The sequence below is a fragment of the Plantactinospora sp. WMMC1484 genome (assembly GCF_049315195.1).
Lineage (GTDB): Bacteria > Actinomycetota > Actinomycetes > Mycobacteriales > Micromonosporaceae > Plantactinospora.
This window is the reverse complement of sequence record NZ_CP186055.1, coordinates 7,788,639-7,800,550: the sequence shown is the minus strand read 5'-3', so window position 1 is coordinate 7,800,550 and position 11,912 is coordinate 7,788,639. Positions and strand designations below refer to the sequence as shown.

Here is an 11,912-nt window from a genome sequence, read left to right as displayed (position 1 = left end):
CGCCGGGTGGGGGCCGTCGAGCCGGTTCCGTCGGGCGACGCGTCGGATCCGGGCAGTCGCGCCGGCCGCCTCAGTGTTTCAGGAACGCGCTGGTCATGTGGGGTGCTGTCACGGCCGCCGCGAGGAGGACGCTCGCCACGACGACGCCGATGTCGAACCCGCAGATGACCGCGAGCACCTGTGCCACGACGCACCAGAGCCGGACCGTCGATGCCGTCGCGTACCGGTACTCGCGGGGCGGTACGGGCACACCGCAGCGGAGCCCGCGCACGAAACGTGGGTCATCACGCTCAGAGAGCTGGGTCAGTGTCTCCAGCGTGGGATGCATTGTGTCCGACCCCCATCCCCGCCCGGGCCCGGCTGGCCTTCGTGGCGAGCGCACCGACAGCCCACCACAATTGATAACGATTCTCAATACTGATAACGGCCCATCGGTCCGGAAGGGGGGTGCCTCTTCGGGGGAGCCGCAGCCCCGCACCAACGAGCGCCCGCAGCGCCGACGCGGTCCCGGTGCTCGGCGGACGCGGGTGCCGGGGCCCGCGAAGCCTCGTTCGCGGCGCCTGATCCTGTCGTCGACGCGGGTGAACCGCCCGGCCGGGGAAGGAGATCGACACAGGTCCCACGCCGTGGTTCGACGTGATGTCCGGCGCCACCGACCGGGCGCCGCCCGCCGGCCGGTGGCGCCGGACGACATCACCGTGGGCCGATCGGGTGCCCGGACGGCCGGACGGGGCATCGCCCGGAGGTCCCGGCAGTTTCCACGGCGCCGGCCCGGCACTTTCAGTGTTCGTCGTAGTGGCCCTCGTGGGCGGCGTGGCGGTGGCCGTCGTGCACGTAGTCCACGTGGTTGCCGTGGGCCACGGCCTCGTGGCCGCAGCCGTCAGCGTGGGTGTGCTCGTGCCGTTCGGCCGCGACGTGCTGGCCCTGGACGTCACACTCGTCGTAGTGGTCGCCGTGGCTGTGGTGGGCGTGTCCATCGTGCAGGTAGTCGATGTGGCCAGCGTGCTGGACGGGAACGTGCCCGCAGCCATCGGCGTGCGCGTGCTCGTGTCCGCTGTGCGGACGGTGTTCGGTAGCGGTCGTCATGACGGTCCTTCCTCGCTGCCGTGTTCGGTCGCGTGGGCGACGGCGTCGCCCACGATGGGTGCCGGGTGAGCGGTCGTGGATGCGTACACCGCGTCGTGTCCGCGCCGGACCAGCCGGACCTCGCGCAGTACGCGCGGGCGTTGCGACACCAACGGCTGCGCCGGTCCGGTCGCCTCCGCCAACCGCTGCACCAGGAGCTTCCGGTAGGCGAGCAGGTCGACGGCTGCTCCCCGAAGCGGTGCGGCCAGTGCCCGGGACAGCTGGCCGACAGCCTCGTACGGTTCCACCTCATCCGGAACACATAGTCGCATGCGCAGAAGCGCATATCAAATTCGCGAGGCAGGAGGGTGACGCCCGCCACGCACGATGTCGGGTTCCGGTGGGACTGAGAGGCGCCGGAGAGGTGGGCGCTGCGGCCCTGGTCGCCCTGGCGTTACGGCAGCCAGGGACAGGTGGCAAGGCTGCGGTCATGGCGAGCAGGAAACAGCGACGGTTCGGCAATCCCGCACGGCAGGCGGAGGTCGACGCCGCAGCCCGGGCTCGGGCCCACGCTGTGCAGGCTGCGACGGTCGCCGCCGCCCAGAAGCGCAAGGAGAGCGGCGACTGCGGCACGTGCTGCGACTGACGCCCGACCATCGGGCGGCTCTGCCGGAGTCCGGTCTCCCGCATCGTCGGGTACCGACGGGGTTATCGGAGTACGGGGTGGCCGGCCCACGGACCAACCTCGTCCGGCCCGGCCCCTATCAGCAGGGGCCGGGCACGGGACACTGAGGCGCCCGGCGGGCGTGCCGGCACGTACGACGGGGGACCGGCCGCCCGCCAGGGCAACAGGCTCTCAACCTGGTTTGTGTGCGGTGCCTTGTAGTCGGTGGACGGTGGCATCCAGCCGAGCAAGTACCTCTGCCTCGGTCGCTCCGGTGGCCGTGGCGAGCTCGATGGCCAGGAGGCGGGAGACCGTGGCCAGCCCGACGACGACCTCGACGAGGGCCGGCTCGTCGTGCAGTGCCTGCGTAAGCGCGGCCTCGGGTTCGAGGTCCTCGGCCGCCCAGGTGGTGACCACGCGTAGACCGGATCGCAGGCAGCGGAACTGTGTCGGGGAGAGCCAGGAGTCCGCCTCGCCGCTCATGATCATCAGCTCGCCGGGGTCAGGCGACCGAGGCCCGGTGAATGGACTCGATCGACGCGTCGAGGGTGCGATCGAACTCCTCGTCGCTCTGCTGCGCCGTCAACCCGTCCAGCAGGGCGCGGCTGAAGCTGGCGATGAGCCCCGGGTTACGGGACAAGCGCTCGTTGGCTTCGTCCCGGCTGTAGCCGCCGGAAAGAGCGACGACGCGGGCAATCGTCGGGTGGGCGATCAGGTCGGCGTAGAACCCGTCGACGGAGGGGATGGTGATCTTGATGGCGACCTTCCGGCCACCCAGCGCATCGAGCCGCTCCAGGATCGCCGCCTTCAACAACGCCTCGGCCTCGGACTTGTCCGGAGCCTTGATGTCGACCTCGGGCTCCAGGATCGGCACAAGGTCCGCTGCGAGGACACGCTCCGCGATCTCGAACTGCTGGGCAACGATGCGGTCGATCCCGGCAGCGTTCGCCGAGTGGATGACCGAGCGCTCCTTCGTGCCGAACACGCCCGCCGCTCGCGCACGGTCGAGCAGTTCGTCGAGGGCCGGGATGTCCCGCATCAACTGGACGCCGTCCTGTTCGTCCCGCATGCCCTTGTCGATCTTCAGAAAGGGCACGATGCCCTTGTCCTTCCAGAGGTAGTCGACGAATCCGCGCCCGTCGAGCTGGCGATCGAGGGTGCCTTCGAACAGGATCGCGCCCAGGATTCGTTCGGAGGTGAAGGCGCGGCTGCCGACGACACGGACCCGTGCGGCATGAATCAGGTCGAACATCTTCGCCTCGGATGAGTATCGAGACTCCTCGATTCCGTACAGCCGCAGCGCCTTCGGCGTGCTGCCGCCGCTCTGATCCAGCGCGGCGATGAACCCGCGTCCGGTCTCGAATCGGGTGAGCTGCTCCTGGTCGGGCACGGGTGGTTCCTCTCGCTACGTGGTCCGGTCGGGCCGCCGTCAGTCTAATAGAAAACCGTTTTCAATACAGCCTGCTTCGCGGCGCCCTGATCCGGCCAGACTTGAGCGGGCGGCGGGACCTGGTTTGAGATGACCCTGAACGCGCCCGCCGATGTCGGCGCGAGCGGCCGGGGCCGGTCGACCCCCGACGTGTCAGTGATCCGTTCCCGCCGGGGCGGTGCAGGCCGGGTCCACGGCGAGGATCAGGCCGAGCAGGTCGCCGAGGGCGTGTGCGAGGCGACCGTCGGCCAGCTCGTGACGGGTGTGCCGCCCCTCGGGAATCCCGACGACGAGGCCGCAGCCCCGCAGGCAGGCCAGGTGGTTGGACAGGTGGCGTTCGTACTGTCGTCGCGCCTCTGGCTGGCACGGTCGCGCGACGCACCTCCTCGGCGGCTTCAGCGCGGCCGACTGGACTCGGTGCACAACTCGACAGATTGCCGCGACCCGTGGTACTTTCCCGGCCACGGCCTTGACATTGATTGTCGTTCTCATTAAGAGGCTGTCGTCGAAACAAGGAGCAGAATGAGACTACGCGCGCGCGGCCGGCCTCTGGTGGTGGCAGTCGCACTGCTGACGGGCCTGGCGGGTCTTTCGGTTGGTGCGCAGCCTGCCGCAGCGGCAGAACGGGTCGTGCTGTCGAAGGGGCACACGGACGCGGTCGACGTCCACCTCGAGGACGGTGTGCTGTCGCTGCAGGTGCACGACGACACCGTGGAGCCGGCGGTCTCCCGCGACCCGGCGGACGTGATATTCCACGCGCTGCCGGCGTCGGCCGCGGCGGTGCCGGACCACCCGGACTACGCGTTTCTCGGCCCGGCCGGGAGCACCATCTGGCTGCTACCCCAGATCCAGAACCCGGATCTGCTCTGGCCGGGCTGGAACACCACCACGCTCGAAAACGGAGTCTTCAGGGGCGACGAGGTCACCATCTCCCTGGTCGACGTCGATGGCCCCGGTAACGTCTGGGTGTACATGGAAGACGCCATCGGACTGCCGCTTCACCAGTTCCGGAGCGACGACGGGTTGCCCGACGCGCTCCAGGTGCCGGTACACACCCACGCCCATGCCAACTGGGCGTTCGGTGCCACCGGCACCTACACCCTGAAGTTCCAGGCCGACGCCACACTCGCCGACGGCACCCCGGTGTCGACCGGCCCGGTCGACTACACATTCGTGGTGGGCGACCTGACGGGATCCCCGCCACCTACCGAGATCAACCTCGACATCTACGGCCTGGAAGACAGCTACTCGCCCGGCCGGCAGGTCAACCTCGTCGCCGCGACCGACATCGAGACCGAACTCGACCACTTCCACTGGTTCAGCCGGTGCCCGGGCGCTGCCGAGTTCACCGTCATCGCGGGGGAGGGCTCTTTCTCGTACCAGTTCACCGCCACCGAGGCGTTGAACGGCTGCCAGTACAAGGCGATCCTCTACGACGACGACCACAACGCGGTGGCCGAGGCAGATCCCGTGACCCTCGTGGTCGAGCCCGGCCACGACCCCGGCGAACCCGGTGCCAGCCAGGCGATCGTCGCGACGATCCGCGATTCCGACGGCGCGCTGGTGGTCAGCGTCGACCCCGACGACCGCGTCGTCACGCTGCCTGCGGCGACCCTCGGGGCGAACGGTGACCGGTTGGCGTCCTCCGGTGCGCTGCGTCCGGTGACCGTCACCGACACCCGGGTCGGAAAGCCCGGCTGGAACGCGTCGGGCCAGGTCTCAGACTTCGTCGGCACCGCCGGCAACTTCGGGGGCCGGTACCTCGGATGGGCGCCGGAGGTCATCGCACAGGCAGCCGGCCAGGACGTGGTCGCCGGCCCGGTGGCCGCCTCCGGCTTCACCTCGGGTAACGGCCTCGCCAGCGGCGCGTTACTCGGCTCCGCGCCATCCGGCAGCGGGCGCGGCACCGCTCGACTCGGCGCCGTCGTCTCGCTCGAGCTGCCGACCGACACGGCGGCGGGCGAATACGCAGCCACCTTGACGCTGACCGCCATCTAATCCACCGCCGCAGTCGCCGCCCCGACCCTTGGCCCGGCCGGGGCGGCGTCCGGACCGAGCCGACCGGGGTGGCTGGCGATCAGTCGGCGCCGGCGGTCTCCGGCAAGATCTGGTTCGATTTGACTTGATATTGGTTTTCATTACCGTATAGCGTGGTCACCATGGTCCTGCGTTCCTTCCCGGCGTGCCGGTGCGCGGATGGCGCCGTGCTGCCACCGATTGGCCGGTACGGCCGACCGAGCGTGCTGGTCATCGGAGAGTGTCGGGCACTCCGACCGGCCCGCCCCGCGACGCCATGATGGCCATCCACCAGCGGGGCGGGCCGGACCAGCAGCACGAGCTGATCGGCGAGCTGCGGGCGGCCGGCCTGGCGCCGACCGCCCAGCGCCGGCTGGTGCTCGACGCGCTGCACGGGCAGGAGCATCCGGCCAGTGCGATCGCAATCCACCAGCGGCTGCGCGCGGACGGACGGGCGGTGGGGTTGACCACGGTCTACCGCACCCTGCACGCGTTGGCGGACACAGGACGGGTGCACGTCTTCCATCGCGACGGTGAGCTGACCTATCGGCACTGCCGGGAGGGGCCGCACCACCACCTGGTGTGCGAGGTGTGCGGGCTGGTCGTGGAGCGGTCCGCCGACGCGGTGACCCGCTGGCTCCAACAGGTACGTGCGGACGAGGATTTCGTGCCCAACCCACAGCACAGCGACCTGTACGGAGTGTGTGGAACGTGCCTGCGCGCCGATCGCCGCCCACCGGATGGCGATCAGTGACCGACATGTCGACGTGGCGTCGCGGCGGAAGTCAAGTGGCACCTTCGGTCTCCTCGGTCGACCCGCCGGGGCCACCCTGGCGAAAACGAAAACGGTTACCCTTATAGTGTCTTGCTCTGTGCCAGGAGCCGAGCGGTGACCACCGCTCCCCGAACGCCGGGCGGCCCGAGCGCCGGCCATGCCCCTACCCGAACGGATGCGCCACCCATTATGCGTCTGCCCACCTCCATCGCCGCCGTCGTTGCCGGCGCCGTCAGTGCGCTCGTGCTCGGCGCGGTCCCGGCGGCCGCCGCGCCGACGCCGACGCCGACGCCGACGCCGAGCGGCAGCGTGCCCGCCCGTCCGGCGCCGGTGACCTGGGGCGTGACCCCGTCGAGCCCGACCGGGCCAAACGGGCGGGCGAGCTTCGGCTACAAGCTCGATCCCGGTGCCAGGGTGACGGACTACGTCGCGGTGACCAACCACTCGGCCCGGCCGCTGACCCTCAGCCTCTACGCCAGCGACGCCGTCACCACCCCGCAGGGCGGATTCGACCTACTGCCCGGGGGGCAGCGGCCGGTCGACGTGGGTTCCTGGGTGCGGCTCACCGCCCCGACGCTGACGATCCCGTCGACGTCCCGGATGGACGTGCCGTTCACCCTGACCGTGCCCGAGAACGCCACCCCGGGCGACCACGTCGGCGGCATCGTGGCCTCGCTCGCCGCCACCACCACCGACGGGCAGGGCAACCAGGTCGCGGTCGACCACCGGGTCGGCGCACGGATCTACCTGCGCGTCACCGGCGAACTGCGGCCTGCGCTGGCCCTGGAGGGCCTTCGGGTAGACCACCGGGCGTCCGGCAACCCGTTCGCCGGGGGCGAGATCGTCGCCACGGCAACGATCCGGAACACCGGAAACGTGCGGCTCGCCGGCCAGCCGATGACCGAGTCGGCCGGACTCTTCGGCCTGGGACGTCGCAGCGCGTCCGGCACGGCGTTGCCGGAGATCCTGCCGGGCGGGGCCGTCCGGACCACCGTCCGGCTCCGCGGGGTGGCGCCGTTGTTCCGGCTCACCGTCACCACCACCGTCGTCCCGGCGGCCGTCGAGGGGCAGGCGCTCGACCCGCACCCGGCCGAGGCGTCGGAGGAGGTCACCGTGTGGGCCGTACCGTGGCGCCAACTCCTGCTGGTCCTCCTCGTCCTCGGGGCGGTGGGTGCCCTGCTGATGCTTCGCCGCCGCAGGCGCCGCCGGGCGGCCCGGAACCTGGCGCAGGCCGTTGCCGCAGCTCGCGAGCAGGGCCGTGCCGAAGCCACCGCGACGGCCGCCGGCACGCCGTCCGGACCGCCGGCCGGCACGGGCCCACCCACACAGCCCGACAGGAGTACGCCGAAGGCCGCGGCCGGGCCGCCGACGTCAACCCCGGGCGCCCAACCGTGATCGAGACGAACAGTGATCGAGACGAACCGTGATCGAGACGAACAGTGCCGGCGTACCGGCCGTGACATCGACAACCCCCGAGTGGAGCGAGGCAGGGAGATGAGAAGAAGAGCAGTGGTACGGGTGGGCGCGGCCGGGCTCGCCCTGGCCGTACTGTCGCTGGCCGGCACTGCCGCACCGGTGGGCGCCGCGCCGGCGCCGGTCGACCCGGCGGGGGCGGATCTGGTATCCCTCTCCCTCGTCGACGGCGACCTCTCGATGCGGGTCCGCGACGCCGGCCAGGTCGCCCGGGACGAGGCCGGGCACGCTCCGGCCGACGTGCTGCTGGACCCGGAGGGTGGCGTGACGGTACGGCTGCCGGACAGTCCACAGTTCTCGTTCCTCGGTACGCCCGGTGCGGCGGTCTGGTCGCTCACCTCGGGGAACGCGGGTCTGCCCGGGTTCGACACCACGAGGGTGGGCCGGGGCGCCGTCCGGGGTGACACGGTGAAGCTGTCGCTGACGGCGGTGGCGGGACCCGGCCGATTCACCGCGTACACCGTCTCCGGTCTCGGCGTGGCCCGGCAACTGCTCGGCCCGGACGCCCGGGACGTGTCGCTGCCGACCGCCGCCCGGACTCCGGTCGTGTGGGCCTTCGACGCGGCCGGGGACTACCGGCTGACGCTCGCGTCGTCGGCGACGCTGACGACCGGGGCGACGGTGACGGCCGAGGCGACGTACCAGGTCAGTGTCCCGCCGCTGCGGCCGGGCCCGACGCTGCCGCCGCCGGTGCCGGCGGCTCCGGTCGAGCCGGCCCGGCAGTTGCCACAGACCAGAGCCAAGGCCCCCGCGCCGCCGCAGGCCGCGCCGGTGCCGACGACACCGTCGGCGTCGCAGCCGGCAGGCGTGAACGCCGCCGCGGCCGCCGCCGAACGCAAGGTGATCTCGGACGGGCACGTCGACATGGGACCGAATTTGGTGGGCGGGAACCTTACGATCCGGCTCAAGGACGACAGCGTCACCCCGGCGGTGTGGCGGGAGCTGGCCGACGTGGTCCTCCAGGTCAAGGACAACGCGAAGACGACGGTGCCGGCCGGAAAGGACTTCCTCGGCGAGGAGGGTGACGAGGTCTGGGTGCTGCCGCAGGTGCAGGAGTCCGGGATCGTCTGGCCGGGTTGGAACACCCAGCACGAGTCGGTGATCTCGGGTATCCGGGGCAATGTGACGTGGACTCTTGCCGGGGTCGACGGTCCGGGCCGGTTCACGCTCTTCACGACGGACTCGTTCGGCGGCGCGAAGGTGCTGTTCGACACCGGCAAGGCGCTGCCGCAGCGGCTGGTGATCCCGCCGAACACGCACGCGCACGGCAGCTGGGCGTTCAGCGAGGCCGGCCTCTACAAACTGAGCGTGCAGATGAGCGGCAGCACCACGGACGGCAGGGCGGTCACCGACACCAAGACCCTGGCGATCGCGGTCGGCGACGGGACCGATCCGGGCGCGGGCTTCGGTGCCGGTTCGGGCGACGGCTCCGGGAACGGTTCCGGGAACGGCAGGCTGCCGCGTACCGGTGAGTCCTGGCTCCTTCCGGCGGTGGGCGGCGGACTGCTGCTCGTGTTGGCCGGTGCGCTGCTGCTCTTCGTCGCACGGCGCCGCCGCGGCGGGACCGGCACCGGGGCGACCACCGCACCGTAGTCACCGCCCTAACAGAGCTGATAACCGTTGCCATCTCCGTGCTATCGTTCGCGCGGCACGGTGGTGGGGACCGACCGGCGCCGTCGCGCCGAGCGAGGAGGTACGCGGATGCCCGCTGCCGCCGTCACCCGGGTCCGCCCGCAGGCGTACCGCACCATCCCGAGGGTCCGGCTGTTGCCGGTGCTGCTGCCACTGCTCTTCGCGGTGCTCGCCACCGGCTGCCGGTCGGAGGTGACGCTGAGCGCCCACGACGAGCGGCTCCAGGTCGTCACCACCACCGGCATCCTGCGCGACCTGGTCGGCCAGGTCGGTGGTGACCGGGTACGGGTCAGCGCGCTGGTGCCGGACGGTGCCGACCCGCACAGCTACGAGCCGACCCTGCGGAGCATCCGCAACGTGGTCTACGCCGACGTCGCGTTCAGCAACTACCTGCTGCTGGAGGAGCAGGCGATCATCAAGGCGCTGGACGCGAACCTGCGCGACGGCGTACCGAACGTCTCGCTGGCCGAGGGGGCGGTGAAGTACGCGGCGGAGATCATTCCGCTGGTCGAGGACGTCTCGTTGGACACCATCTGGCTCGGTATGCGGGTCCGGGGCACCGGCGCGGCGCACGGCGCCAACCGCTCCTCCGACGTGCTGCTGCACGCCACCGCCGTCGAGGGGCCGGGCGGCCTCGTCGCCTACCTGACCGAGTCGTTCGGTGACCCGTCGTTCTACGTCGACTCCACGGACGGATTCGACCCGGGCAACGGCTACCGGGACGACACTGCGACCCTGCCACCAGACGCGCACACGCACATGAGCTGGGCGTTCACCAAGCCGGGCGTCTACCGGCTCACCATGCGGGCAGAGCTCGCGGTCACCCCGGACACCGCGCCCGTGCCGATGGGGGAGCAGGTCTTCACCTTCGCCGTCGGGGTGGATCCGCACTCGGTGCCAGGGATGGCGGATGCGGCGGTGCTGAACTCCGGGCACGCGGACCTCAGCGTCGACCTCGACCGGGGCCGGCTCGACCTGCTGGCGGACCCGGAGGGTGGCGGCACGGTCAACCAGCGGGTGTACGACCCGGCCGGCACGGTGATCGAGGTGCCGAACAAGGCACTGCGGGAGGTGCCGGGCGACCGCAGGTACCGGTTCCTCGGCCGGCCGGGCACCCAGGTCCACCAGCTACCCCAGGCGGTGCTCGGCAAGCACGTGCACGGCGAGATCGACCCGCACCTGTGGCAGAACGTCCGCAACGTCATCGCCTACGTGGAGCTGATCCGGGACACCCTGATCGGGGTGGATCCGCAGGGCGCGGCGGAGTACCGCGCCAACGCGGCGGCCTACGTCGGCGAACTCGAACGACTCGACGCCTTCGTCCGGGACACCATCGCCCAGATCCCGCCCTCGCGACGCCATCTGGTCACCACGCATGACGCGTTCGGCTATCTCGGCCAGGCGTACGGGATCGAGATCTCGGGTTTCGTCACTCCGAACCCGGCGACCGAGCCGAGCCTGGCCGACCGGCGCCGGCTCACCGAGACGATCCGCAACCTCGACATCCCGGCCGTGTTCCTGGAGCCGAACCTGGCGGCCCGCTCCGCCACGCTGACCGAGGTGGCCCGGGAGGAGGGGCTGCGGATCTGCCGGATCTACGGCGACACCTTCGACGACGAGGTCACCGACTACCTGCAAATGATGCGGTTCAACGCCGAATCGCTGTACGACTGCCTGGGCACGGCACGATGAGGGAGGAAGCAGTGACGGCAGGACGAGCGCGGTCGCGCCGTTGGCTCGGTGAGCGGCGCCTGGACGCGGCGCGGCGGCCGACGCGTGAGCGGAGCGCCCGCGCGGCGACGACCCTGTGGCGATGCGTGGCGGGAACGGTGGTCGTGTTGGCGGCGACGGCCACTCCCGCGCTCGGCGCGCGGCCGGTTTCCATGCCTGCCGAGCGCCTTGCTTCCGTGCCTGCCGAGCGATCTGGTTCCGTGCCCGTCGCGCAGCCGAGCCCGGGACTACAGCAGCCGAGCCCGGGACTACAACAGTCGATCGCGGCGGACCAGCCGCTGGCCACCGGCCGGGTGACCCTGGCGACCGGGCACGTGGACATCGGCCCCCGCTACGTCGACGACAAGTGGACGCTCCTGGTGCACGACGGCACGCAGGCCCGGCCGGTGTGGCGCGATCCCGACGAGACGGTGTTCCGGGTCTCCGACGCGGCGTTGCAGGCCGTGCCGGACGATCCGGCGTACGCCTTTCTCGGCATCGACGCCGGGAAGCGGGTGCACGTGGTGCCACAGGTGCAGGATCAGGGCGTGGTCTGGCTCGGCTGGAACAGCCAGGATCCCCGGGTGATGCAGACCATCGACCGGGGCGTCACGCTGAGCCTGCTCGGCGTGCGCGGGCCGGGCACCCTCACCACGTTCCTCCAGTCCGGCAACTTCGCCGCGCCGCAGGTGCTGTGGCGCTCGGCGGAGCCGGCAGCCCAGCCGATGTGGGTCGAGGTCAACACCCACACCCACGCCAACTGGGTCTTCAGCACGCCCGGGGTCTACCTGGTCTCGGTGCAGGTCTCCGCCGACCTGATCAGTGGTGAGAAGGTCTCCGCCACCCGGACGCTGCGCTTCGCGGTCGGCGACGCGGCCAGCGTTGACGAGGCGTTCGCCGCCGCGGCGGACGTCCCCGGACCCGGCGGCCAGGGCGCACCGGACGACGGGCCGGCCGAGGCCGGCGACTCGTCCGGCGGCCCGGGTACGCCGCTGCTCGCCGCGCTGGTCGGCATCGCGGTCCTGCTCGCGGTGGCCCTCGTGGTGGTGCTGGTCCGCGGCGCCGGGGCGCGGCGCCGGGCCGAATTCGAGCGCAGCACGCCGCCGACGGACGGTCGGCCGTGAGAGCACTGGAAATCGAAAACCTGG

At 71.3% G+C, this 11,912-nt stretch carries 13 protein-coding genes; 7 read left to right on the top strand and 6 right to left on the bottom strand.

Annotated features, from left to right (window positions below):
• Positions 1 to 70: 70 nt before the first annotated feature.
• The 3 genes from ACN28C_RS33395 to ACN28C_RS33385 all read right to left on the bottom strand — a co-directional run bounded on the left by ACN28C_RS33395 (position 71) and on the right by ACN28C_RS33385 (position 1,373).
• Positions 71 to 271 carry a hypothetical protein gene (locus ACN28C_RS33395; RefSeq protein ID WP_422771455.1) on the bottom strand — a complete coding sequence of 67 codons (201 nt, stop codon included), beginning with the start codon at positions 269 to 271 and terminating at the stop codon, positions 71 to 73.
• Between the two features lie 509 nt (positions 272 to 780).
• Positions 781 to 1,086, bottom strand: a complete 306-nt coding sequence (locus ACN28C_RS33390; protein ID WP_422771454.1) for a hypothetical protein — start codon at positions 1,084 to 1,086, stop codon at positions 781 to 783.
• Entirely contained in the window at positions 1,083 to 1,373 is a 291-nt protein-coding gene (locus tag ACN28C_RS33385) for a transcriptional regulator (protein WP_422771453.1), read from the bottom strand. Before ACN28C_RS33385 ends, ACN28C_RS33390 begins: the two co-directional genes overlap by 4 nt.
• Before the next feature lie 182 nt (positions 1,374 to 1,555).
• Here ACN28C_RS33385 and ACN28C_RS33380 point away from each other — a divergent pair, with 182 nt between their 5' ends.
• A complete protein-coding gene (locus tag ACN28C_RS33380) occupies positions 1,556 to 1,711 on the top strand; it encodes a hypothetical protein (RefSeq protein ID WP_422771452.1) in 156 nt (51 codons plus the stop codon).
• Between the two features lie 210 nt (positions 1,712 to 1,921).
• On the opposite strand, the gene ACN28C_RS33375 is transcribed toward ACN28C_RS33380, so the two are convergent.
• The 3 genes from ACN28C_RS33375 to ACN28C_RS33365 form a co-directional block, all read right to left on the bottom strand.
• The gene (locus tag ACN28C_RS33375) at positions 1,922 to 2,212 is read right to left on the bottom strand and encodes a hypothetical protein (RefSeq protein WP_422771451.1); all 291 of its coding nucleotides are present in this window, start codon (positions 2,210 to 2,212) and stop codon (positions 1,922 to 1,924) included.
• A 19-nt stretch (positions 2,213 to 2,231) separates the two neighbouring features.
• On the bottom strand, positions 2,232 to 3,119 hold the full coding sequence (locus ACN28C_RS33370) for a fructose bisphosphate aldolase (RefSeq protein WP_422771450.1): 888 nt from the start codon (positions 3,117 to 3,119) through the stop codon (positions 2,232 to 2,234).
• Between the two features lie 192 nt (positions 3,120 to 3,311).
• Positions 3,312 to 3,581 carry an ArsR/SmtB family transcription factor gene (locus ACN28C_RS33365; RefSeq protein WP_422771449.1) on the bottom strand — a complete coding sequence of 90 codons (270 nt, stop codon included), beginning with the start codon at positions 3,579 to 3,581 and terminating at the stop codon, positions 3,312 to 3,314.
• Positions 3,582 to 3,680: 99 nt separating this feature from the next.
• Here ACN28C_RS33365 and ACN28C_RS33360 point away from each other — a divergent pair, with 99 nt between their 5' ends.
• From ACN28C_RS33360 to ACN28C_RS33335, 6 genes are all read left to right on the top strand, one after another.
• On the top strand, positions 3,681 to 5,156 hold the full coding sequence (locus ACN28C_RS33360; protein ID WP_422771448.1) for a choice-of-anchor M domain-containing protein: 1,476 nt from the start codon (positions 3,681 to 3,683) through the stop codon (positions 5,154 to 5,156).
• 259 nt (positions 5,157 to 5,415) lie between these two features.
• Positions 5,416 to 5,928: a Fur family transcriptional regulator gene (locus ACN28C_RS33355; RefSeq protein ID WP_422771447.1), complete on the top strand. Its 513-nt coding sequence runs from the start codon at positions 5,416 to 5,418 to the stop codon at positions 5,926 to 5,928.
• A 210-nt stretch (positions 5,929 to 6,138) separates the two neighbouring features.
• Positions 6,139 to 7,344 carry a WxL protein peptidoglycan domain-containing protein gene (locus tag ACN28C_RS33350; RefSeq protein ID WP_422771446.1) on the top strand — a complete coding sequence of 402 codons (1,206 nt, stop codon included), beginning with the start codon at positions 6,139 to 6,141 and terminating at the stop codon, positions 7,342 to 7,344.
• A gap of 99 nt (positions 7,345 to 7,443) precedes the next feature.
• The gene (locus ACN28C_RS33345) at positions 7,444 to 9,015 is read left to right on the top strand and encodes a TIGR03773 family transporter-associated surface protein (RefSeq protein WP_422771445.1); all 1,572 of its coding nucleotides are present in this window, start codon (positions 7,444 to 7,446) and stop codon (positions 9,013 to 9,015) included.
• A 108-nt stretch (positions 9,016 to 9,123) separates the two neighbouring features.
• Complete coding sequence (locus ACN28C_RS33340; protein WP_422771444.1) at positions 9,124 to 10,746, top strand: anchored repeat ABC transporter, substrate-binding protein; 1,623 nt, start codon at positions 9,124 to 9,126, stop codon at positions 10,744 to 10,746.
• Between the two features lie 191 nt (positions 10,747 to 10,937).
• Positions 10,938 to 11,888 (top strand): choice-of-anchor M domain-containing protein, encoded by a 951-nt coding sequence (locus ACN28C_RS33335; RefSeq protein ID WP_422774899.1) that lies wholly within the window; start codon positions 10,938 to 10,940, stop codon positions 11,886 to 11,888.
• Positions 11,889 to 11,912: the final 24 nt, after the last annotated feature.

What these genes read in the sequence shown, in the direction of transcription:
- ACN28C_RS33390 (WP_422771454.1), bottom strand. Translation starts at nt 1,086, where the DNA reads ATGACGACCGCTACCGAACACCGTCCGCACAGCGGACACGAGCACGCG.
- ACN28C_RS33380 (WP_422771452.1), top strand. Translation starts at nt 1,556, where the DNA reads ATGGCGAGCAGGAAACAGCGACGGTTCGGCAATCCCGCACGGCAGGCG.
- ACN28C_RS33375 (WP_422771451.1), bottom strand. Translation starts at nt 2,212, where the DNA reads ATGAGCGGCGAGGCGGACTCCTGGCTCTCCCCGACACAGTTCCGCTGC.
- ACN28C_RS33360 (WP_422771448.1), top strand. Translation starts at nt 3,681, where the DNA reads ATGAGACTACGCGCGCGCGGCCGGCCTCTGGTGGTGGCAGTCGCACTG.
- ACN28C_RS33350 (WP_422771446.1), top strand. Translation starts at nt 6,139, where the DNA reads ATGCGTCTGCCCACCTCCATCGCCGCCGTCGTTGCCGGCGCCGTCAGT.
- ACN28C_RS33345 (WP_422771445.1), top strand. Translation starts at nt 7,444, where the DNA reads ATGAGAAGAAGAGCAGTGGTACGGGTGGGCGCGGCCGGGCTCGCCCTG.
- ACN28C_RS33340 (WP_422771444.1), top strand. Translation starts at nt 9,124, where the DNA reads ATGCCCGCTGCCGCCGTCACCCGGGTCCGCCCGCAGGCGTACCGCACC.
- ACN28C_RS33335 (WP_422774899.1), top strand. Translation starts at nt 10,938, where the DNA reads ATGCCTGCCGAGCGCCTTGCTTCCGTGCCTGCCGAGCGATCTGGTTCC.